22 protein-coding genes and 1 pseudogene are annotated in these 21130 nt (G+C 69.3%); 10 read left to right on the top strand and 13 right to left on the bottom strand.

Annotation, left to right across the window (positions count from 1 at the left end; all coding sequences use genetic code 11):
• Positions 1-10: 10 nt before the first annotated feature.
• The 3 genes from ACZ4AA_RS33120 to ACZ4AA_RS33110 are packed head-to-tail and all read right to left on the bottom strand — an operon-like array spanning position 11 to position 3205.
• Entirely contained in the window at positions 11-883 is an 873-nt protein-coding gene (locus tag ACZ4AA_RS33120; protein WP_467610963.1) for a carbohydrate ABC transporter permease, read from the bottom strand.
• The gene (locus ACZ4AA_RS33115) at positions 876-1877 is read right to left on the bottom strand and encodes a carbohydrate ABC transporter permease (RefSeq protein WP_467610961.1); all 1002 of its coding nucleotides are present in this window, start codon (positions 1875-1877) and stop codon (positions 876-878) included. The genes ACZ4AA_RS33120 and ACZ4AA_RS33115 overlap by 8 nt, the downstream gene beginning before the upstream one ends.
• 14 nt (positions 1878-1891) lie before the next feature.
• On the bottom strand, positions 1892-3205 hold the full coding sequence (locus ACZ4AA_RS33110; protein WP_467610959.1) for an ABC transporter substrate-binding protein: 1314 nt from the start codon (positions 3203-3205) through the stop codon (positions 1892-1894).
• A gap of 167 nt (positions 3206-3372) precedes the next feature.
• Between ACZ4AA_RS33110 and ACZ4AA_RS33105 the strand changes: the two genes are divergently transcribed.
• Positions 3373-4695 (top strand): ROK family transcriptional regulator, encoded by a 1323-nt coding sequence (locus ACZ4AA_RS33105; protein ID WP_467610957.1) that lies wholly within the window; start codon positions 3373-3375, stop codon positions 4693-4695.
• Between the two features lie 248 nt (positions 4696-4943).
• Here the strand turns inward: ACZ4AA_RS33105 and ACZ4AA_RS33100 are convergent, their stop codons facing one another.
• The gene (locus tag ACZ4AA_RS33100; protein WP_467610955.1) at positions 4944-5963 is read right to left on the bottom strand and encodes a PHP domain-containing protein; all 1020 of its coding nucleotides are present in this window, start codon (positions 5961-5963) and stop codon (positions 4944-4946) included.
• A gap of 285 nt (positions 5964-6248) precedes the next feature.
• Here ACZ4AA_RS33100 and ACZ4AA_RS33095 point away from each other — a divergent pair, with 285 nt between their 5' ends.
• Complete coding sequence (locus ACZ4AA_RS33095; RefSeq protein WP_467610953.1) at positions 6249-6485, top strand: hypothetical protein; 237 nt, start codon at positions 6249-6251, stop codon at positions 6483-6485.
• 80 nt (positions 6486-6565) lie between these two features.
• On the opposite strand, the gene ACZ4AA_RS33090 is transcribed toward ACZ4AA_RS33095, so the two are convergent.
• Together ACZ4AA_RS33090 and ACZ4AA_RS33085 are read right to left on the bottom strand one after the other, a co-directional pair.
• Positions 6566-7294, bottom strand: coding sequence for a VanZ family protein (locus ACZ4AA_RS33090; RefSeq protein WP_467610951.1), 729 nt, complete (start codon positions 7292-7294; stop codon positions 6566-6568).
• A gap of 169 nt (positions 7295-7463) precedes the next feature.
• Positions 7464-8114, bottom strand: coding sequence for a DUF4230 domain-containing protein (locus tag ACZ4AA_RS33085; protein ID WP_467610949.1), 651 nt, complete (start codon positions 8112-8114; stop codon positions 7464-7466).
• A 203-nt stretch (positions 8115-8317) separates the two neighbouring features.
• Here ACZ4AA_RS33085 and ACZ4AA_RS33080 point away from each other — a divergent pair, with 203 nt between their 5' ends.
• Positions 8318-9271 (top strand): ribose-phosphate diphosphokinase, encoded by a 954-nt coding sequence (locus ACZ4AA_RS33080; protein WP_467610947.1) that lies wholly within the window; start codon positions 8318-8320, stop codon positions 9269-9271.
• Positions 9272-9356: 85 nt separating this feature from the next.
• On the opposite strand, the gene ACZ4AA_RS33075 is transcribed toward ACZ4AA_RS33080, so the two are convergent.
• Complete coding sequence (locus ACZ4AA_RS33075; protein ID WP_467610945.1) at positions 9357-9707, bottom strand: PRC-barrel domain-containing protein; 351 nt, start codon at positions 9705-9707, stop codon at positions 9357-9359.
• 166 nt (positions 9708-9873) lie between these two features.
• On the bottom strand, positions 9874-10287 hold the full coding sequence (locus ACZ4AA_RS33070; protein WP_467610943.1) for an ATP-binding protein: 414 nt from the start codon (positions 10285-10287) through the stop codon (positions 9874-9876).
• 274 nt (positions 10288-10561) lie between these two features.
• Between ACZ4AA_RS33070 and ACZ4AA_RS33065 the strand changes: the two genes are divergently transcribed.
• Together ACZ4AA_RS33065 and ACZ4AA_RS33060 are read left to right on the top strand one after the other, a co-directional pair.
• Entirely contained in the window at positions 10562-10825 is a 264-nt protein-coding gene (locus ACZ4AA_RS33065; protein WP_467610941.1) for a DUF6479 family protein, read from the top strand.
• Positions 10826-10827: 2 nt separating this feature from the next.
• On the top strand, positions 10828-11325 hold the full coding sequence (locus ACZ4AA_RS33060) for an SRPBCC family protein (protein WP_467610939.1): 498 nt from the start codon (positions 10828-10830) through the stop codon (positions 11323-11325).
• Between the two features lie 18 nt (positions 11326-11343).
• On the opposite strand, the gene ACZ4AA_RS33055 is transcribed toward ACZ4AA_RS33060, so the two are convergent.
• Both ACZ4AA_RS33055 and ACZ4AA_RS33050 read right to left on the bottom strand, forming a co-directional pair.
• Positions 11344-12183: an RNA polymerase sigma factor SigF gene (locus tag ACZ4AA_RS33055; RefSeq protein WP_467610937.1), complete on the bottom strand. Its 840-nt coding sequence runs from the start codon at positions 12181-12183 to the stop codon at positions 11344-11346.
• A gap of 131 nt (positions 12184-12314) precedes the next feature.
• Positions 12315-12614 (bottom strand): annotated as a pseudogene (locus ACZ4AA_RS33050) (fatty acid desaturase family protein); the annotation flags it as partial.
• Positions 12615-12993: 379 nt separating this feature from the next.
• On the opposite strand from ACZ4AA_RS33050, the gene ACZ4AA_RS33045 reads away from it, so the two are divergent.
• Both ACZ4AA_RS33045 and ACZ4AA_RS33040 read left to right on the top strand, forming a co-directional pair.
• A complete protein-coding gene (locus ACZ4AA_RS33045; RefSeq protein WP_467610935.1) occupies positions 12994-13341 on the top strand; it encodes an STAS domain-containing protein in 348 nt (115 codons plus the stop codon).
• Positions 13338-14132, top strand: a complete 795-nt coding sequence (locus tag ACZ4AA_RS33040) for an ANTAR domain-containing protein (RefSeq protein ID WP_467610933.1) — start codon at positions 13338-13340, stop codon at positions 14130-14132. The genes ACZ4AA_RS33045 and ACZ4AA_RS33040 overlap by 4 nt, the downstream gene beginning before the upstream one ends.
• 8 nt (positions 14133-14140) lie before the next feature.
• On the opposite strand, the gene ACZ4AA_RS33035 is transcribed toward ACZ4AA_RS33040, so the two are convergent.
• From ACZ4AA_RS33035 to ACZ4AA_RS33025, 3 genes are all read right to left on the bottom strand, one after another.
• Positions 14141-15868, bottom strand: a complete 1728-nt coding sequence (locus tag ACZ4AA_RS33035; protein WP_467610931.1) for a thiamine pyrophosphate-dependent enzyme — start codon at positions 15866-15868, stop codon at positions 14141-14143.
• A 47-nt stretch (positions 15869-15915) separates the two neighbouring features.
• Positions 15916-17499 (bottom strand): FMN-binding glutamate synthase family protein, encoded by a 1584-nt coding sequence (locus ACZ4AA_RS33030; RefSeq protein WP_467610929.1) that lies wholly within the window; start codon positions 17497-17499, stop codon positions 15916-15918.
• Between the two features lie 107 nt (positions 17500-17606).
• Positions 17607-18185: a DUF5994 family protein gene (locus tag ACZ4AA_RS33025; RefSeq protein ID WP_467610927.1), complete on the bottom strand. Its 579-nt coding sequence runs from the start codon at positions 18183-18185 to the stop codon at positions 17607-17609.
• Between the two features lie 478 nt (positions 18186-18663).
• Here ACZ4AA_RS33025 and ACZ4AA_RS33020 point away from each other — a divergent pair, with 478 nt between their 5' ends.
• The 3 genes from ACZ4AA_RS33020 to ACZ4AA_RS33010 form a co-directional block, all read left to right on the top strand.
• Complete coding sequence (locus ACZ4AA_RS33020) at positions 18664-19665, top strand: acyl-CoA desaturase (protein WP_467610925.1); 1002 nt, start codon at positions 18664-18666, stop codon at positions 19663-19665.
• A 33-nt stretch (positions 19666-19698) separates the two neighbouring features.
• Positions 19699-20136, top strand: coding sequence for a DUF5994 family protein (locus tag ACZ4AA_RS33015; RefSeq protein WP_467610923.1), 438 nt, complete (start codon positions 19699-19701; stop codon positions 20134-20136).
• Between the two features lie 658 nt (positions 20137-20794).
• A partial coding sequence (locus ACZ4AA_RS33010; RefSeq protein ID WP_467610921.1) for an SPFH domain-containing protein occupies positions 20795-21130 on the top strand: 336 nt, incomplete at its 3' end.

Raw genomic sequence — 21130 nt, 5'->3', positions numbered from 1 at the left:
GCGGGGCCGGTCACTTGACGGCTCCCGCCGTGAGGCCGGCGACGAGATAGCGCTGGAGCAGCAGGAAGCCGGCCACCACGGGGACGCTGACGACCAGCGAGGCGGCCATGATCTGGTTCCAGTACACGTCGTTGAGCGTGGAGTAGCCCTGGAGACCGACGGCGAGAGTGCGCGTCGCGTCGTTGGTCATCACGGACGCGAACAGCACCTCTCCCCAGGCGGTCATGAAGGCGTAGACGGCGACCGCGACGATGCCGGGGACGGCCGCCGGGACGACGACACGGAACAGGGCTCCGAGCGGCCCGCAGCCGTCCACCAGCGCCGCCTCGTCGAGATCGCGGGGCACCGAGTCGAAGTACCCGATCAGCATCCAGATCGAGAACGGCAGCGAGAAGGTCAGATAGGTGAGGATCAGACCGCCGCGCGACCCGAACAGCGCGATCCCGGTGGCGTTGCCGATGTTGACGTACATGAGGAACAGCGGCAGCAGGAAGAGGATGCCGGGGAACATCTGCGTGGACAGCACGGTGACCGTGAAGACGCGCTTGCCGCGGAAGTCGTAGCGGCTGACGGCGTAGGCGGAGAAGATCGCGATCGCGACCGAGCAGGCCGTGGCCGCCCCCGCCACGATCAGCGAGTTCACGAAGTACTTGGCCAGCGGCACGGTCGACCAGATGTCGACGTAGGGCCGCAGGGTCAGACCGCTCGGGATCCAGCGGAACTTCCCCGAGACGTCCGCGAGCGGCTTCAGCGAGCTGGAGACCATGACGTAGACGGGCACCAGGACGAAGCCGGTGAGCAGGGCGAGGAAGATCCGCCGGGACCACAGGAAGGACCGCGGCGGGGCCATGGGGGAGCGGGGCGTGGTGGAGGTGCTAGACATCGGCCGTCTTCCTTCCCCGGGAGGTCAGCAGGAGGTAGACGCCGGTCACCACGAGCAGGAAGAGCAGCAGCAGGACGGACATCGCCGAGCCGGTGCCGAAGTTCCAGGTGACGAAGGACGCCTGGTAGATGTGGACCGAGATCAGGTCCGCCGAGTCCGGGGCCGTCCTGCCGAACAGGACGAACGGCGTGTTGAAGTCGTTGAACGTCCACAGGAACAGGACCAGCACCAGCACCTGGTTGACCGGGCGCAGCGACGGCAGGGTGATGCGGCGCAGTTGCTGCCACAGGCCGGCGCCGTCCAGGGCGGCGGCCTCGTACAGCTCTCCCGGGATGTTCTGGAGGCCGGCCATGACGATCAGGAAGGCGAACGGCCAGCCCTTCCACACGGACACGGTGAGCAGCGCGTAGAAGCTGTTGTCGCCGATCAGCCAGAACGACGGCTTGTCGGTGAGGTGCAGCTGGTCGTGCAGGACGTGGTTCACCAGGCCGTTGTCGTGCTGGAACATGAACACCCAGGTGATCACGGCCGCGTAGACGGGCAGCGCGTACGGCACCAGGAACAGGGCCCTCAGCACACCGCGCCCGACGAAGTTGTCCTGCATGAAGACGGCGGCTGCGGTGCCGATCAGCCAGCACAGGCCGACGGAGAGCAGGGTGAAGGCGATGGTGACGAGGAAGGAGTGCAGCAGCGCCTTGCCGACGGGCTCGTCGAAGTGCACCGAGACCGAGTAGTTGTCGAAGCCGGCCCAGGGCGCGGTGCCCCAGTCGCGGATGTAGAACTGCGTGAGCTCCTTGAAGCTCATCACGATGCCGATCGCCATCGGCACCAGGTGCACCAGGAGTTCGAGCACCAGGGCGGGCAGGAGCAGCAGGTAGGGGAGTCCGATGCGCTTGATCCGCCCGGTGCGGCGCGGGCCGCGCGCCGCACCGGGGGAGCTCTTGCGCACCGTCCGCTCGCCGGGTTCGGCGGAAGCGGCGGTCGTGGTGGTCATGACGGTGTCCGCACTCACTTCTTCGGCATCTGCTGCTGGGCCTTCTCCAGCGCGGCCTTCACGGACGCGGTGGTCACCGCGCGGCCGCCGGCCGCGTCGGCGAACAGGCCCTTGATCGCGGTACCGACCGCGGTCTCGAACTGCGACTCGTCGGCGACCTGCGGAAGCGAGGCGGCGCTCTTGGCCAGGGTGTCCTTGATGACCGTGTTCGAGGGGGAGTCGAACGCGGTGTCCGTCTGGGCGGAGCTGATCGGCGGGATCGTGGTGTAGGCCTGGTTGAGGATCTTCTGTTCGGCGTCACTGGTCAGGAACTTCACGAACTTCGTGGCGCCGTCGAGGTTCTTGGAGTTCTTGAACACCGCGACGTTGATGCCCGCGACCATCGAGTTGACGTTCGCGCCCGAGCCCGGGGTGCCGGACTGCACGGGCACCGGTGCGATGCCGTACGCGTCGTCGGCCATGCCCTGCGACTTGAGGTTGGCGGCCGCGGACTGCCACAGGAGCATCGCGTTCTTGCCCTTGGCGAAGTCGCTCACCGACTGGTTCTGGGCGTACTCCGCGTTGCCCGGAGCGATGATTTTGTCCTTCGCCATCAGGTCGACGTACTGCTTGACCGCGGCGACGACCCCGTCGTTGGTGAAGTCGGCCCGGCCGTCCGCGGTGAAGAAGTCCGCGCCGTGCTGCTTGGCGAAGACGAAGGCGTGGTGGATGTTCTCCGAGGGGTTGGAGCCCTCCGCGCCGAGCCCCCACTTGCCGCCCTTCGAGAGCTTCTTGCCGTCGGCGACCAGCTCGTCCCAGGTGGCCGGCGGGTTGGCGATCCCGGCGTCGGCGAACATCTTCTTGTTGTAGTAGAGCGCGTACGACATCGAGTACAGCGGTACCGCGGCGGGGTCCTTGCCCTCGGCGCCGGTGGAGCCGAGCACCGACGCGACGAAGCGGTCCTTGCCGCCGATCTTGGCGAAGTTCTTCGCGTCCCAGGGCAGCAGCGCGCCGGTGGCCTGGAGCGACGCGCTCCAGCTGTTGCCTATGTTGAGGACGTCGGGGCCCTGACCCGAGGTCGTGGCGGTGAGGATCCGGTTCAGCAGGTCGGTCCAGGGAACGACCTCCAGCTTCACCTTGATGCCGGTCTGCTTCTCGAACTTGGCGAGCTCGGGGGTGAGGACCTGCTTGTCGATCTCGATGCTGGCGCCCTGGTTGGACGCCCAGTACGTGAGCGTCTTCGGCGAGGCGTTGGACCCGCCGCTCGACGAGCCGCCGCCACAGGCGGTCGCGGCGGTCAGCAGGGTGATGGTGACCGCACCGGCGGCCGCGGCTCGGATTCTGCGCATGGCTGCTTATGTCCCTTTCCCGGAGGGAGCGATGACGGCGTCCGCGTTCACTTCCCGAACGGCCCTCATGGCTTAATTTAGGACGTGAGTTAAGACCCGGAAGAAAGTCGCGTCAAGGGATCGCGCAGGGGTATCTTGCAGGTCGGGCAGGTCGGAAGGGACATCACATGGCGGGGCGGAACGGTCGGACAGTGCGTGACCTGCGGCGGGGCAACCGAACCGCCGTACTACAACGGTTGTATTTCGACGGGCCGATGAGCCGCTACGAACTCGGTCCCGCGACCGGGCTGAGTTCCGGATCCATCAGCAACGTGGTCGCCGAACTCGTCGCCGACGGCCTCGTCGAGGAGGCCGGAAGCGTCGACTCCGACGGCGGCCGCCCCCGCACCCTGCTGCGTGTCGTGCCCGGCAGCGGCCACATGATCGGCGTCGACGTCGGCGAAACCCGCGTGCGCATCGAGCTGTTCGACCTGACCCTCACCGAACTCGCGCGTGCGGAAAGGCCGTTGGAGCGCCAGGGGTACGAGACCGACCGGCCGCTCCGGCGCCGGGAGTACGACGTCGACGTCATCGTCGGCCATATCCGCGACGGCATCGCCGAGGTCCTCGCCGAGGCGGACATCGCCCCCGGACAGCTCCTGGGCGTCGGCATAGGAGTGCCCGGCATCGTCGCCCGCACCCCCGAGCGCGGCGCGGTCGTGCACGGCCAGACCATCGGCTGGGACGCCGTCCCGCTGGAGTCCCTGCTCCGTTCCGCCTGTGAACTCCCCGACACCGTCCCGTACTTCGCGGACAACGGCGCCCGCACCCTCGGCCAGGCCGAGATGTGGTTCGGCGCCGGACGCGGCGCCCGCAACGCGGTGGTCGTGCTCTTCGGCTCCGGCGTCGGCGCCTCGCTCGTCACCGAGGACGTCGAACACGGCCGGTCCGTCGAATGGGGGCACCTGACCGTCCGGGTCCGGGGCCGCCGCTGCCGCTGCGGCGCCCTCGGCTGCCTCGAGGCGTACGCGGGAGCCGAGGCGCTCCTCGACCGCTGGCGCGAGGAGGGCGGGCATCCCCCGGAGGGAACCGACGAGGAGACGGCGCTCACCGCGATGCTCGCCGCCGCCTACCCGCCCGAGGGCACCGAGCCCGACCTCATCGCGCTCGCCGTCCTGGAGGAGACCGCGGAGTACCTGGGCGCGGGCCTCTCCGACCTGATCAACCTCTTCCAGCCCGAACGCATCCTCATCGGCGGCTGGGCCGGACTCCAGCTCGGCTCCCGCTTCCTGCCCGCCGTCCGCCGGTACGCCTCCTCGTACGCCCTGCGCTACCCGGCCCAGCACGTCACCGTGGACCTCGGCCGCCTCGGCCCCGACGCGGTCACGGTCGGCGCCGCGATCCTGCCGCTGGCCGACTTCTTCGCCCGGGGCGGCCGGCGGGCGGAACCCGCGCCGGCGGGACCGTCCCCGGCCTGGCGCGCGGCCCTGGAGGAACGGGCGCCGCACTGAGCCCGGACCCGCGCGTTCCCCGCCCTCGGTCTTACCGGCGACGAGGTCTCCGGGGCCTGCGGCCGATCCGCCGACCTGATCCGGGCCGACCTGGAGGGCAGAGAAAAGACCCCGACCGGACGGGGGAATCGCGGTCGGGGTCGTTCGGTGGCGGGCGCCGGTGGCGGTGCCAGGTGCGCCCACGTTTTGTTCAACGGGTAACTACCTATGGGTGTTCCCCGGAACGGCGTCCCCGGCGGTGACGTGCGTCACGGGGTCTCCCGGGTCCGGGTCCAGGTGAGCAGCTGTTCCAGGGTCCACGTCGTGACGACGCGCTCCGGCGGTACTCCGCACTCCTCGGCCCGCGCACAGCCGTAGATCTGCCAGTCGAGCTGTCCAGGTGCGTGCGCGTCCGTGTCCAGGGAGAAGAGAACTCCGGCGTCGACGGCCTGGCGCAGCAGCCGGCGCGGCGGGTCGAGGCGTTCCGGACGGCTGTTGATCTCGACGGCCGTGCCGGACTCCGCGCAGGCCGCGAAGACGGCGTCCGCGTCGAACGCGGACTCGGGCCGAGCGCGGCCCTCGATCAGCCGGCCGGTGCAGTGGCCGAGGATGTCCGCGTGCGGATCGCGGACGGCGGCGATCATACGGCGGGTCATCGGGCGCGACTCCATCCGGAGTTTGGAGTGCACGGACACCACCACCACGTCCAGCTGCTCCAGCAGCTCCGGCTCCTGGTCGAGCGATCCGTCGTCGAGGATGTCGCACTCGATGCCGGTCAGCAGCCGGAAGGGGGCCCAGCGTTCGTTCAGAGCGGCGACGACCGCCAGTTGCTCGCGCAGCCGCTCCGGTGACAGACCGTTCGCCACGGTCAGCCGGGGCGAGTGGTCGGTGAGCGCCGCCCACTCGTGGCCGAGCCGTGCCGCCGTGCGCCCCATCTCCTCGATCGGGCTGCCGCCGTCCGACCAGTCGGAGTGCAGATGGCAGTCCCCCCGCACCAGCTCCCGCAGTTCCTCACCGCCCTCAGTGAGCGGTCCCGCGGACTCACGCTCCACCTTCTCCAGGTAGCCGGGCACCTCGCCGGCCAGCGCCTCCCGCACCACCTGCGCGGTCTTCGGGCCGATTCCCTTGAGCGACTCCAGCGTGCCGTTCCCCGCGCGCTCGCGGACCTCGTCGGCGGACAGCCCGGCGAGCAGCGTCCGCGCGGTACGAAAGGCCCGTACCCGATAGGTGGGCGCCAGACTCCGCTCCAGCAGGAACGCGATCCGGTCCAGGGCCTCGACGGGGTCCATCGGCACTCCTTCCCGCGGTCGCGTCGGCCGGCGCGCGCTCTCCCAGCGTTGCCCAGCCGCCGCCCGAGCGCACGGCGGGTGCGCCTCGGGTGCGCCTCGGGTGCGCCTCGGGGCGACGCCGGGTCCGCGGGTCAGCGGTGCGCGGGGCACGGGGCGGCTTTTCACCCGGCCGGGTCAACGCCCGGAGGTCGGCCGCCGCGCCCCGTCCGGGCGGCACGGGCGACGGGCGTCCCGTGTGCCGCCGCTGACCAGCGGGAACGGCCGGAATCGCCTTACGCTTTTGTCATGACCGAAAGCGCGAGCCCTCACATCTCCCACCCACGGATCATGGTGCTCGGGGTACAACCGGGCACGCCCCCGTTCCGGATCATGGAGATCGACGGCGAGATGGTGGGCGAGGCGAGGGCGATCACGGACGTCCTGGAGTACGCGGCGGCGTACGGCATCACGGTCCACGATCTGGACGACCCCGACCTGGTCCGCTGGGTGGGCGGCGACAAGCTCACCTGGCATCCGCACTGACGCGCACCGCACCGAGGCACTCCGCGGGCCCCCGCCGTCGTGGCAGGGGCCCGCGGAGAGCGGATCAAGGTGATCGGCCTTCAGGCGCGCAGACGCTTCCTGGGGTGCACGGCCCGGCCGAGCCGCCGGCCCAGGAGCAGGTAACCCACCAGCGCGCCGGACGTGTTGAGGATGACGTCGTCGATGTCGAAGGAGCGTCCGGTGATGAGGGCTCCCTGCACCAGCTCGACCAGGAACATGACGGCCGCGGTGAGCAGGAGGACGCGCAGGATCCCGCGGGTCCTGGGGAACACCACGGGCAGCAGCACGCCGAAGGGCACGCCGAGCACGAGGTTCCCGCCGATCTGCTTGACGGCGTCGCGCAGTTCCGGCTGGTCGAGGTAGGCGCGCAGCGAGGCCCCGGGGTGGAGATTGTTGTGGATCAGGGCCGCGGACGCGGGTGAGGGCTCCAGGGTCAGCCGTGCCAGTACGACGGCGAACGCCACCATGGCGGCGAACGCGACCAGCATGGCCAGGAGCCGGAGCGGCAGGGGAAGCGCCTTTCTTTCCCGTGCCGGCGTCGGGGCGGGTGTCCGCTTCGGCGTCCCGCGGCCGAAGAACGACCGTGACGTGTCAGGCTTTCCCTGCCCTGCCTTCGTGGCCCGCCCGGCCTTGGGTGCCGGCTTCCCGCGGCCGAAGAACGACCGTGACGTCTCCGGCTTCTCCTGCCCGGCCTTCGCCGCGCCCTTGTCCCGGTCCGGTCCCGGCTTCGATGCCGGCTTCCCCCGTCCGGCCTTCGCGGCACGAGCGCGCAACGCGGTGCGGACCATGAGACCCTCCCCTTTTCAACCGCCGTCTGGTGCAGCCCGCTTACCCCCGACCGGGCCGAGAATGCCCGCGGCTCGGGAGGGAGAACGGAACACCGTCCCCGGGACGGCCGTCGGCGCCGGCCGCGGACATGGGGTCCGCCCCGGCGCCGACGGGCACCCCCGTGGGGAATCAGGTGCCGTAGGTGACCTTCACGTCGGTGAAGCCGAGGGAACGCAGCAGGCCTTCGAGCATGCTGGTGGTGTTCTCCTCGGCCCGCGCGGTGAGGCGGCTGTCCTGTGCGGCCTTGCCGATGTGCTTGGCCGCGAGCCGTTGCACCGCCCGCTCGTTGTTCGGGTTGTCCGAGAACAGGTCCCCGATCCGGTCGAGCAGACCCCGCTGTTTCGAGACGGCGTAGGAGTGGTCGGGGTCGAGGGCGGGCTTGCCCAGCGCCGCGTGCGGCAGCCGCAGCGTGGCCGACGTACGGTCGCCGTTGACCGTCACGTCCTTCTGGCCGATGCGCCCGAGATCGACATAGGCGTCGACGGTGCCCGCTCCCACGTACAGCGTGCGGGTGCCGCGGATCGCGTCGGGCAGGTACTTCGCGTCCTTCTCCAGGTCCACGACCACCTGGAAGTTGCCCGACGCGGCGTCGTAACGGCTCATGTCCTGGATGGACTTGAGCAGGGTGGGGCCCGAATTGTCGCGCGTCTCCGTGCCGAACACATCGCGCAGACCCGGCAGAACGGCCAGCCGCAGCCCGGCGAACAGCACCACGAGCACCAGCACGAAGGCGGAGAGAACCTTCGCCCAGCCCGGCATGCGCTTGATGGACGTCGTCATGTCGACGTTCCTCCTTTCGACCGTCCGTCTACCCTCCAAGTCCGTTGACAGGCCGCCCGGCGCGTCCGGCACCTCCCGAGTGGTTCCGCAACCGGAAAGTCCCCGGTCGAAGGCCCGAAAGGCGGCCAGTAGCATGAGGTGCGGGCTCCGGGCCGATCTTGGGCCCGGCTACGCGATCCGGTTCGACCATGCGAGGAGCGGACGTGCGTGACATCGCCGTGTTCAGCGGTAGTGCCCATCCAGAGCTCGCGGCCGAGCTCTGCGCGCACCTCGGTGTGCCCCTCAGCCCGACCCGGGTCAGCCGGTTCGCCAACGACTGCCTGGAGGTCCAGCTCCAGGCCAACTGCCGCGAACGCGATGTCTTCCTGGTGCAGCCCCTCGTCACCCCGGTCCAGGAACACCTGGTCGAACTGCTGATGATGTGCGACGCGGCGCGCGGTGCCTCCGCCGGGCGGATCACCGTGGTCATGCCGCATTATTCGTATGCGCGTTCGGACAAGAAGGACATGCCCCGGATCTCCCTGGGCGGCCGGCTCGTGGCGGATCTGCTGGTGGCGGCCGGGGCGAGCCGGGTCCTCGCGATGACGCTGCACTCCCCGCAGGTGCACGGGTTCTTCTCGGTGCCGGTCGACCATCTGCACGCGCTGCGGGAGCTGGCCGCGCACTTCCGGAGCAACGACCTCTCGCGTACGACGGTGGTCTCGCCCGATCTCGGCAACGCCAAGGAGGCCGCCGCGTTCGCGCGGCTCATCGGCGCGCAGGTGGCCGCCGGTGCCAAGCAGCGGTTCGCCGACGACCGGGTGAGCATCAACTCGGTCATCGGCGAGATCACCGGGCGCGATGTCATCGTGCTCGACGACGAGATAGCCAAGGGCAGCACGGTCCTCGAACTCCTGGACCGGCTCCGCGAGTTGGGTCCGAGGTCGATCCGGGTCGCCTGTACCCACGGTCTGTTCGCGGCGGGCGCGCTCAAGCGGCTGAGCGAACAGCCCGACGTACTGGAGATCGTCTGCACCAACACCGTGCCGGTCCCGGTCGAGGAGTACACCGAGAAGCTGAGCGTCCTGTCCATCGCCCCGGCGCTCGCCGAGGCGGTACGGCGCATTCACAACGGTGAGTCCGTCAGCGCCCTGTTCGACGCGCCGCGGAGTCAGTAGCGACGGCCGAGACGCTCAGGACGCATGGAAAGTGGGGCCGCCCGGAGCGACTCCGGGCGGCCCCACTTCGCACTGATCCCTGAGGTCAGGCGCGGTGGTTCTCGTAGTAGCCGCCGACCTGCTCGTGATAGCCGGCGTCGCCGACGTGCTTGTCCTTGTCGAACTCGGGAGAGTCCTTGATCTGGTCCTTGGTGAGCGCGACATAGACCTTCCGCTCGGCCTGGTCGACCGTTTTCACGGTTCCGGCCGGCAGCAGAACATGCTTCCCGAAGATCCATACGCCGGTGTCGACGACGAGGTACGAGGAGCTGACGTCGTCCGAGTGCTTGTCGACCTTCCCGATACTGCCGTCGGTCGCTTCGACCTTGTACCCGGTCAGATCGGTGCCCGCGATGTGGCCGGTGGTCGCCTGGTAGCCCCAGATGCTGTCACTCATAAAACGGCTCCCTCATCGAAATCATTCGCCGGGTCCGCAGAAAAACTGCGGAGTCGTAGAAGTGTCATCCAAATTCGGTGACTTTCTTCAGAACGTCGAGTTCCCGGCATTCTGGATTTCACACAGGCATGGCGAAAACAGTCAATTCTTATTCACGGGCCGGGCTTCAGCGTCGCCCGGGTCCCGCGTCGTCACCCAGGGCGATGTGTGCCGTGACGCGCTTGCCGGACGGTTCCACCTGGACCTGGAACGTGCGGGTGACAGCCCTGACGATCTCCAGGCCGTGCTGACCCGCCCGGAGGGGATCGGCGGAGCACGCGACCGGACGGGCGCGGCGGCTGTCGCGCACGGTCACCTCCACAGCGGTCTTCTCGATGCGCAGCTCCATGAATATGGGCCCCGGGGCGTACTTACGGGCATTGGTGACCAGTTCGCTGACCACCAGCCGGGTCACGTCCATCGCGCGGGCGGAGACGGCGACGCTCTGATCCGCCTGGGCATGGGTGAGGAACTCCGCCGCGATATGGCGCGCCGCGGCGATACAGTCGTTGTCGCCGCTCAAAGGGACAGTGGTGGTCATGGGGCGAGTGCTCGGCGGCCGCGATTCCCTGCCGGATGACTCCATATTTGTTCATCTTCTCTCCGTTTGTTCCGACATGTACCCCGGACGGCACGGAAGATGCTGCTACCCCGTAGACGCTTCGCTGCGCGGCCTGCCGCCCGTGTTCGTTCAGGAGGAGGCTGCGAGCGGGTCCACGCTGCCGCGGCCGCCTGGGCGGTGAGCCGAGGTCGTTGTCGGTCGACTGGTATCCGTCTCGGAGTCTCGACGTCGCATCCGGGGGTACTCGCACGTCATGAAAGCGACATACTGGGAAATAGCCCTGTCGCATGCGGCCTTCGCGATGCTCGGCGCCCTGGCGGGCGGACTGCTCATCGTCGGCGCTCTGGTGTGGGCGGTCCGGCTGGGCGTCACATCGCGCCGGCATGAGCCGGGGCCGCCCCGGACCCATGAGCGGCCCACGCTGCCGGAGTCCGGTCCCGTGCATGAATCCAGGGAGACGCGTGAGCCGGACGAGGTCCCACGCGCCGCGGATGACCATCACTATTTCAGGGGTTAGTCATGGCTATGCGACATCAGGTGATCGAGCAGCCCCCTGACGCCGTCTGGGCGGTTCTGGAGGATCCCCGGCTCTACGCCGACTGGGTCGTGGGGACCTCTGCCTCCTGGCCACTGGACACTCGGTGGCCGCAGGTCGACGCGGAGCTGGCGTTTCGTTTGGACCTGGGGCCGTGGGCCCTCGAAGGGCGGACGGTGGTCCGGCGGGTGGAACCGCCCCGCTGGCTGGAGCTGGAGGCCGACAGCGGCCGCTTGGGCACGGCCCGCATCGCCATTGAGATACGCCCCTGGGGCGGACAGACGTTGGTCCTGGTCGATGAGCACCCGCTACGCGGACCGGGAGGAGCCCTGCACACGGCGCCCCTCGACTTCCTGATCCAGTTGCGGCACCGCAGCATGCTGCCCCGTCTCGCCCGGACCGTGGAGGGCGTCGCCTCGGAGGCTTCGGGCACCACGAGCCCGGCCATGGCGGGAGGCACGGCGACCAGCGACCGGGCCTGAGCGGCCGAGGGCCCCTGTTCAGTTGGTGGTGAGCATTCCTTCGCGGAGTCTGGTGAGGGTGCGCTTGAGCAGGCGGGAGACGTGCATCTGGGAGATGCCGAGGTGGTCGCCGATCTGGGCCTGGGTGCACTCGTCGACGAAGCGCATGTGAATGATGCGCCGTTCGCGGTCGTCGAGCTGGGCGATCATGGGCGCGAGGGCGTTGAAGTCCTCGACGAGGTGGAGGGCGTTGTCGTCGGTGCCGATGAAGTCGGCCAGGGCGCCTTCACCTTCGTCGCTGGAGCCTATGGCCGCGTCGAGGGAGGAGGAGGTGTAGCCGTTGGAGGCGACACGTGCTTCGTTGACCTCCTCCTCGCTCAGGCACATCAGCTGCGAGAGTTCCTTGACCGTGGGGGCGCGGCCGAGCCGGCTGCGGAGTTCCTCGGTCGCCTGAGCGAGATGGATCCGCGCCTCCTGTAGCCGCCGGGGGACGTGGACGGCCCAGGAAGTGTCGCGGAAGAAGCGCTTCATCTCACCGACGATGTAAGGAATCGCGAAGGAGGTGAACTCGACTTCGCGGGTGAGCTCGAAGCGGTCGATGGCCTTGATCAGCCCGACCATGCCGACCTGGACGACATCCTGCATCTCGTCCTGGCCGCGGCTGCGGAACCGAGCGGCGGCGAAGCGGACGAGGGTCATGTTCATCTCGATGAGCGTGTTGCGCGCGTACTGGTACTCGGGTGTGCCCTCTTCGAGCACGGCGAGCCGGTCGAAGAACTGCCTGGACAACTGCCGGGCATCCTTGGGCGCAACCCGCGAGGGGTCGGCTATCTCCGGTAGTGCCTCGGTCCGTAGCGATGTCGTCTCGGTCACCGTCATGTCAGGCCCCTCCCACGGTTCCAGCCCCCGTACCGCCGGCTGCTGGAGGCCGACAAGAGCGCGGGTACCCGCATTCGGGCAGTCCATGCGCAACGGAGCCGGAACCCACCGCCCCGCCCGTCCGGTCGGCTCTACTCGGCAGCCGCGGTACGGCGAAGCGGAGCGCCGGCCTCGTGGAGACTGCGCAGGGCCTGCCGGTAGGAAGCGATCAGGCTGGTCTCCAGGTAGGCGATGTCCAGCTCCTCGCAGTAGCGACGGACAATGACCTGTGCCTTGTGCAGGTTCGGGCTCGGCATGCTCGGGAAAAGATGGTGCTCGATCTGGTAGTTCAGGCTGCCCAGGGCGATGTCGGTGAGCCGGCCACCGTGCACGTTGCGGGAGGTCAGGACCTGACGGCGCAGGAAGTCCGGGCGTTCCTCGCCCTTGAGGATCTGCGGCGTGCGGGATAGCTGGTTGTGTGATTCATCTACCCCGTAAACCGTATTTCGCACCTGGATCCGCCGCGAGGGGGACTCCGGGGAGTCCTGGCGGCGGCTTCGGACCTCGGCAGCGGCCGGTACGGAGCCTCGGTGGGCTTGTGGCCGGTGAGTATGATGGACGTGCGTCCGTGACCCCGGCGCGTCCTGTCGATCGACGGCGCAGCCTCCGGATTGCGACCCCCTTTCTGACGCCTGCCAGGTGCACTTCGGCATGTGGCGGCGCCTGTCCCTCGGCGAGCTCGCTGATCATTCCCTTCGAGCCTGCTCGCGCGCATGCACCTTGTTCTGGTTCTGGTGCGGGTCGGGGAGCCGGGGCACTGCTGTGCGTACGATGATTCTGAACCGATTTGATGACCGGGCGACCGTCTTCGTGGAAGGTGAGATCGACTTGGCCACCGTCTCGGGCGTGCGCACGGCCCTGGCGCAGTGCCATACCTACAGAATGGCTGGCATCGACGTCGATCTCAGCGCGGTCCCCTTCTGCGATGCCAGCAGTCTGAACGTCTTCCTCGCCGCCGAGCGTCGTGGGGGACCGACGGCAGGTGTGCGGCTGCACCAGCCGCCCGAGATCGTGCGCCGGCTCCTGAGGATGGCCGGCACGGAATTCCTGCTCGCCGAAGATCTTCCTGCCGGGCCACATGCGAACGGGCTCCATCTGCCATCCAGCCGGGCCGCATGATCAGTGACCGCCTGGCGAAGATCCTTCGGCTTCTCCAGACCGACGTCTGGTCGGACGCGGTGGCGGACGCGGCCGAGCTGCTCGGCGTGGACGGGATCTCGGTCAGTGCGGGCGGCGGACCCGGCGTGACGGAGATCCTCTGGTCCTCGGGCACGGTCTCGGACAACTTCGAAGACCTCCAGATCACTCTCGGCCAGGGGCCGGGACCGGACAGTCTGGCCGCCGGCACGGCGGTGCGCGTGCACGACCTGGCCCGGGTGCGCGAGGACCGCTGGCCCGGACTCGTGGCGGAAGCGTCCGGTCTGGCCGTGCAGGCGGTCTTCTGCGACCCCGAGGCGGCCGCGCGGTGGCCCGAGTTCACCCGCAGCGCCCGGGACACCGGGTTCGTCGCCACGAACGCCCTGCCGCTCCGGTTGCGCGGACGGATCATCGGCGCGCTCAATCTCTTCCAGAACAATCCTTCGCGCCTCGCCGCCCAGGACCTCGAACCCGCCCAAGCACTCGCAGACGTGGCCACCATCGCGATCCTCCAGCAGCGCACGCTCGCCCACAGCGAGGCCGAGCGCGATCAGCTCCATTACGCCCTCAACAGCCGCATCGTCATCGAACAGGTCAAAGGCGTCCTCGCCGAGCGCTGGCAGATGACCGTGGACGAAGCCTTCGCGATCTTCCGCTCCTACGCCCGCGCCCACAGCCGCAAGCTCTCCGAGCTCGCCCGGGCGATCACCGATGGCAGCCAGGACACGGACGCCATTCGCGCATTCGACGCACGGACATCTCCACGCCACTGACGGAGGGGTCAACTTCCGTTGCTCGAAAGCATCTCCTTGACCTTGGCGATGGCGAAGCCCCAGCCCTGTGCCACGGTCGGCTTGCCCGGCACCGCGATCTCCTCCGGGTTGGTCAGTACGTCCAGCACGACCGGCCCTGGTGTCTCGAACGCCTGGCGCACGCTGTCGTGGAGCTCGGCCGGGTCGGTGACCCGGATGCCGGTGATCCCGAGGGCTGTGGCGAGGGCGGCGAAGTCCGGGTTGTCGAGCTCCGTGCCGAACTCGGGCAGACCCGCCTGCTCCTGTTCCAGCTTGACCATGCCGAGGCGTCGGTTGTCGAAGACGACCAGCTTCACCGGCAGCCTGTACGTCTTGATCGTCATGAGGTCTCCCAGCAGCATGCTGAGCCCTCCGTCGCCGCAGAACGCGACGATCTGCCGGTCCGGCGCCCAGAGTTGCGCCCCGAGGGCCTGCGGCATGGCGTTGGCCATGGAGCCGAGATTGTAGGAGCCGATCAGCCGCCGGGTTCCGCTCATGGTGACGAAGCGGGAGAGCCAGACGGTGGCCATTCCCGTGTCGGAGGTGAAGACGGCGTCCTGGTCCGCGAACGTGTCCACCGCCGCCGCCAGTGACTCGGGGCGGATCTCGTGGTCCCGGTTGTCCAGGGCAGCGCGCAGTCTGCCGGTCGGACGGCGCTCGTGGTCCGGATCGGCCAGCTGTCGCTGCCCCTTCTGCCAGTGGGCGAACCGGTCCCGGGCATCGTCCAGGTGGGCACGGCCGGACGCCGCCTTCAGCAGGGGAAGCAGGCCGCGTAGTGTCGCGCCGACGTCGCCGGCCAGTCCCACGGTCACCGGGACCCTGCGTCCCAGGTGCTCCTCACGGGCGTCGATCTGCACGACTTTGCAGTCCTTGGGATACCAGTCGCGGTACGGGAAGTCGGTGCCCAGCATGAGGAGGGCGTCGCCCTTGTCGAGAGCGTGGGCGGCGGCCGGGTTGCCGATGAGACCGGTCTGGCCGACCTGGAAGGGGTTGTCCTCCTCGAAACCCTCCTTCGCCTTGAGGGTGAGGACCATGGGCGCGGCGAGCAGCTCGGCGGTCCTGAGCACCTCGGTCCGGGCGTCCCGCGCCCCGCGGCCGACGAGGAGGGTGACGCGGGAGGCGCTGTTGAGCAGCGCGGCGGCCTCGGCGAGCGCGGGGTCGTCGGGCCGGGTGACGGGCCGATCGAGGGCGAAGCGCGTGGGCCGGTCCTCGCTCAGCTCCTGGTCACCGAGGTCACCCGGAACGGTCAGCACGGCCACTCCGCCGTTGCTGACGGCGGCGCGCACGGCCGATTCGAGCATGCGTGGCAGCTGGTCGGGGGAGGTGACCGTGGCCCGGTAGACCGCTACGTCGCGGAAGAGCAGGTCGTTGTCGACTTCCTGGAAGTAGTCGCTGCCGATCTCGGCGAGGGGGACCTGACCGCAGATCGCCAGCACCGGTGTCCGGCTCTTGGCGGCGTCGTAGAGCCCGTTGAGGAGGTGGACGGATCCTGGTCCCACCGTCCCCATGCATACGCCGATGGTTCCCGAGAGCTGCGACTGGGCCCCCGCGGCGAATGCCGCGGCCTCTTCGTGCCGGCAGCCGATCCAGCTCAGGCCGTCCTTGGTGCGGATGGCGTCGGTCAACGGGTTGAGCGCGTCCCCGACGACCCCGAAGACGTGCCTGACGCCCAGTTCCTTGAGCGCGTCGACGATCACATGGGCGACAGTGCGTGCCACAGGAATGCCTTTCGGTCCGGTGCGACCCCGTGGTGCGAGGGCACGGTTCAGTGGGTGAAGCGGTCCGGGTGGGCTGCCTGCCAGTCGGGTGCCCAGCTGGCGGGTGCTGATGTCAGCAGCTGACCGGGTGTGAGCCATTCATGGAGCTCGGCGTAGGAGCGGACGGTGTGCGGGTCCACCCGCTGGAGCAGCATGGAGGGGTGCAGGCCGCTCGGATCGTCGACGCCCATCGCCGCCATGATCTGGAGGGCGCTCTTCACCGTCGCCGCCTGATAGCGGTGGACGCGCTGGGACTTGTCGTCGACGTCGACGGCCCGGCCGCGGCGCTCGTCCTGGGTGGCGACCCCCACGGGGCAGGTGTTGGTGTGGCAGCGCTGCGCCTGGATGCATCCGACCGCGAACATCATGGCCCGGGCCGCGTTGGTGTAATCCGCGCCTTGGACCAGGCGCTTCACCAGATCACTGCCCGTGGCGACCTTGCCGCTCGCGCCGATCTTGATCCGCTCGCGCAGCCCGATACCCACGAGGGCGTTGTGCACGGTCATCAAGCCCTCGCCGAGCGGCAGGCCGACGTTGTCGGCGAATTCGAGCGGCGCCGCACCCGTACCGCCCTCGGCGCCGTCGACGATGATGAAGTCCGGTGTGGTGTCTTCCGCAAGCATGGCCTTGCACACGGCGAGGAACTCGCGGCGCGAGCCGACGCACAGTTTGAACCCGACGGGTTTGCCGCCGGCCAGCTCACGCATCCGGCCCAGGAAGCGAACCAGTTCGCGGGGTGTGGTGTACACCCGGTGGAACGGCGGCGACACGACCGTCTCTCCCTCCGGCACGCCACGCACCCGGGCGATCTCCGCGTTCACCTTGGCTCCCGGCAGCACTCCGCCGATCCCCGGCTTGGCCCCCTGACTGATCTTCAGCGACACACACTTGACCTGGTCGTGCGCCGCCTTGTCGGCGAACTGCCGCTCGTCGAAGCCTCCGTCGTCCGTCCGGCAGCCGAAGTAGCCGGTGCCGATCTCCCACACGAGGTCGCCACCGGGGCGCAGGTGGTACTCGGAAAGACCTCCCTCGCCCGTGTCGTGGGCGAAGGCGCCGAGCTGAGCCCCGGTGTTGAGAGCCAGGACGGCATGGGCCGACAGCGAGCCGAAGCTCATCGCGGAGACGTTGAGCAGGGCCATGTCGTACGGCTGGGTGCAGTCGGGTCCACCGATCCGCACGCGGTGCGCGGTGTCGGGCACCTCCCGCGGAGCCATGGACGGAGTGAGGTACTCACTGCCGGCCCGGTAGAGATCGAGTTCCGTTCCGAACGGCTCCTCGGCGGCGGTTCCCTTGGCCCTCTCGTAGACGATGCTGCGCGTGTCACGGTCGAAGGGGCGGCCGTCGAAGTTCCGCTCGATGAAGTACTGCTGGAGTTCCGGCCGCATCGCCTCCAGCGCGAATCGGAAATGCCCGAGCAGGGGGTAGTTCCGCAGAAGCGAGTGCCGCCGTTGAACGAGATCATGGACGGCCACCAGCGCGGCCGCGAGCAGGGGGACGGCGACGCACCAGTACCAGGGGGAGACCAGGACGGCGGCGAGGAGAGCGCTCACCGTCAGCAGGTCGAGCAGGACGACCAGACATATCTTCAGCACCACGTCCTAGTGTCCGCAGGCCCGGTCGCCAATCACCGGCCTTGGTAAGAGAAACAGGGCGTGAAGCTCGGTTCCTCCGGCTCCTCGCGTCTTCGCCGCCGTGCACCTCACACGCCGATGATCAGTCGGCTGGCCTGCCTCGGGACAGTCGTCGTGATCTGCGAGGCACCGCCCTCGGACTCCCATGCCGTCTCCGCGTCCCGCACCCGGCCGGGCGCGGAGACGTCGTGCAGGGCTCGATCGGCGGTGATGAGTGCGCTCGCGGTCAGTGGAGGGCCGCCGCATTCGGATGCCGTCGTCATCAGACGTGCGGCTGATTCCGGGTCGGTCTCGGGCGGGATCACCAGCAGGTCCCAGCGGCCGGTGCCGTAGGACAAGAGCAGAAGCTTGTGCGGGTCGATCTCCGGAGTGAACCAGCCGACCTTCACGACATGGCCGCTGACGGGCACCTTGTGAGGGATGACCGGCCAGTGCTCGGGGTTGACGGCGATATGGGTGATGCGTCCCCACAGGGGGTCCAGGACGTCAGTGAGCGGGGGCAGTTCGCGCAGCAGGTCGCGGGACCGCGGCCACCAGGCGCCGTCCAGGAGTCCGTGGGAGGGGGCGTCGGCCTTCAGTGCGAGACGGGCGGGGGGAACTGCGACGGGTGCGAGCCGCGGCAGGGTTGCTTCGAAGGTCGCGGTCATGATGAGGACCCGTCTCCGGGCCGCCGGTGAAGTCGCGGCCCGGGTTTCGCCTTTCGCCGGGAACGACCCGGCATGGAAGCCGGTGTGCGAAATGCCCTCGGTACCTTCACCGTACTCCGTGCTCCGTCTCCCTGCGCCGCCGCGGCCGTTGTGCCGGCAGGAGTAGGCTTCAGACGTCGAGGGCACGTCGTACGCCGGTGATCGCACGGGCCTCGTCCTCGTCGCACGAGAGATACGGGCCGCCAAGGTCTGGGCGGGTTCCGCCCCGTGACGTCCGAGGCCGCGATCGGCCCGCCGCCGCAGCCACCTCCGGAACGGGGACGACCCCGCACATCACAGGGGCGCCACGCACGCCGCGGGCCGCCCCGCTCCTGGCTCGGCTCCGGCATACCGTCCGCCGATCGCACCCAACCGTCCTAGACGAGACGCCGCCCAAGACCCCGGCCGCACTGTCGTCGCCCGAGGTCAAGGACCAGCCATGCCCCTTCAGTCTTTCCGTCCCCCGTCAGCCGCTGCGCCGGAACGTGCCGCGCCGCGCCTGGAATACGACGGGAGGGCACCGTTCCCGCGCGGCGGAGCGGCTCCCGAGCGCACCGGTGACGAGCTCCTGTCCCTCACGATCACCGCGTTGATCGTCTTTCTGCCGTTCCTGGCACTCGGCCTGGCGTGCTGGTTGTTGTGGGGTCGCCTGATCCATGCTGCCGATGTGCTGCTCGCCGCCGTGCTTTACACGGTCACCGGCCTCGGCATCACGGTCGGCTTCCACCGGGGCCTGACTCACGGCAGCTACCGGGCCGTACGGCCTCTGCGTATCGCGCTCGCCACAGCCGGGTCGATGAGCTTCCAGGGCGACGTGATCGGCTGGGTCGCCATCCACCGTCGCCACCACGCCTTCACCGACCGGCCGGGCGATCCGCACTCTCCCTACCGCTACGGCACCTCTGTACGTGGCCAGTTGCGGGGTCTGGTGGACGCCCACGTGGGCTGGCTGTTCCGCAACGACCCCACGTCCGCGGCGCGTTACGCTCCCGACCTCGTCGCCGACCGCGACATCCGGACCGTGTCCCGGGCCTTCCCGGCGCTGTGCGTGCTCACCCTCGTCGTACCGTTCGCCGCGGGCGGGTTGATCGGCGGCACCTGGACGTCCGCTCTGACTGCCCTGCTGTGGGCGGGACTTGTCCGCATCGCCCTGCTCCACCACGTCACCTGGAGCGTGAACTCCCTGTGTCACGTGATCGGCGAGCGTCCCTTCCGCACCCGTCGCCATGACCGTGCCACCAACCTGTGGCCTTTGGCCCTGCTCTCTTTCGGAGAGAGCTGGCACAACCTGCACCATGCCGACCCCACGAGTGCCCGGCACGGCGTCGACCGCGGCCAACTCGACCCCTCGGCCGCCGTCATCCGCCTTTTCGAACGACTTGGCTGGGTCACGGACGTGCGCCGGCCGACCCCGGACCGTATCGCCGCGCGCCGCGCCTGAACCCGATCGGTCGTATCCCCTTCAGGAGTTCTCATGACACTCGCCCCCCCGCCCCCGCTCTCCTCGTCGTCCGGCGTCCGCCTTCGCCTGCCGGCCCGATCGGCGCAGGGCCACATGCCCCTGCGCGTCGACGGTGCCTGGTGGCCCCGCTCAGACGATCTGACGTCCGAGCTGCCCCAGTTGCTGTCCGGACTGCCGTCCGGCTGCGGTCAGGTCAGCAGCGTCCTGGTGGACGCCGCCGCATGGGCCCCGTTCCCCGGGCGGCTCCTGGTCGCCGACCACGTGGTACGCCTGCGCCGGACGGCCAGCCGGCACACCCCGTCCATGGTCTGTCTGCTGGCGCCCGGCCGCGGCCGGTGGGACCTGCTGGTCGTACCGCCCTCGGCCACGGAGGCGGAGGCCCGGTCGCTCATGGACCGCATCCACACCGCTACGACGGATGGCCCGGGGCCAGAAACCGCGGTCCGTTGACGCTGTCCGGCGGACCGGCTCTGGGCGCGTGACACCCGGGGGCGCTGTCGGCCCGGCCGTTTCGCCACCGGACCGGTCGAGGGCGGTCAGCGCCTCGGTCGGCCCGGGCGGTGGGAGCAGTGGAGGCGGGTGGTGCCGGGACGACGCGGACGGGGCCGGGTGCTCGTTCCCCGTCCTGCGGCAGCCGTGTTGACCGGACGCGGAGTCCGTCCGGCCACTCGGCGGAGTACGCTCGACGTCACCGAGGGTATTTCGCGCACCGGCTTCCCTGTCCGTGTCGCTTTCGGTGATTTGATCATTTCGGGCCGGTTGCGTCGGTCCGGAGCTGGGTTCGTCTCATGACTGCGAATGCCTCCCCCACGCCGATCCCCGGAAGCTCGCCCTTCTCTTCGTCCTGCCGGACACCTTCCGCACCGTGACCACCACGGCCGCAGCGGCACGCCGGGAGGGCGCGAGATCAAGAGGGCGGCTTGGAAACCTGGTGGCACGTGGCCTCAGAAGCCGGAGGTGGCCGCGTGATCCCAGGAAACCGCAGTGCCTCCACCGCAGCCCCTGACCCCGGCCGCGTCACACACGACAGGCCGGGGTGCTCCCGTGCCGTGTGCTTCCCCGACCGTTCGGGTCCGGGGCCGTCATCGACGTGAGGAATGTGAGAACGATGGGTGTTCTGATCACTGTGCTGGTGGTGTTCGCCGTGGCCGGGTTCGTCCTGCTCGCCTTGAGCGTGCGCAATGTCCAGCAGTACGAGAAGGGTGTGGTGTTCCGCTTCGGGCGGCTGCTGCCGGACATCCGCGGGCCGGGTCTGCGGGTCATCAGGCCGATCGGGGACCGGATGCGGAAGGTGTCCGTACAGACCGAGGTCCTCGGCATCCCGGCGCAAAGGTCCATCACCGCCGACAACGTGACACTCACCGTCGACGCGGTCGTCTACTTCAAGGTCATCGACCCCGTCAAAGCCCTGGTGAACGTGCGCAACTACTCCGCCGCCGTCTCC

Source organism: Streptomyces sp. NPDC024698 (genome assembly GCF_055559015.1).
The sequence above is the reverse complement of the archived record's forward strand: the minus strand, read 5'-3'. Positions and strand labels throughout refer to the sequence as shown.